Origin of the sequence: Pantoea sp. SIMBA_079, from assembly GCF_046940275.1 — a bacterium.
Taxonomy (GTDB): Bacteria; Pseudomonadota; Gammaproteobacteria; order Enterobacterales; family Enterobacteriaceae; genus Pantoea; species Pantoea borealis.
The window spans coordinates 1-262 of record NZ_JAWRYR010000479.1; the positions used below are offsets into that span (position 1 = coordinate 1).

Here is a 262-nt window from a genome sequence, read left to right on the forward strand (position 1 = left end):
GTGGGACAGGGCGTTGACCGTCTTGATGGCCATCATCGGGCCTTCGAAGGTGGACATGCCGTAGAACGCCAGTGACACCACCAGGAAGCGCAGGATCGGGTCGCTGCGCAGTTTGTGCCAGGCGCCCGACAGGGTCATCATGCCGTTGATCATGCCGCCCCAGCTGGGTGCCAGCAGGATCAGCGACATCACCATGCCCAGCGACTGTGCCCAGTCGGGCAGGGCGGTGTAATGCAGGTGGTGCGGGCCGGCCCAGATGTAC

Annotated in this window: 1 protein-coding gene; it reads right to left on the minus strand. The window is 64.5% G+C overall.

What is annotated here, in order from left to right:
* Positions 1-262 (minus strand): cbb3-type cytochrome c oxidase subunit I (locus tag SB719_RS20875; protein WP_412159850.1); only part of this gene is annotated, 262 nt, incomplete at both ends.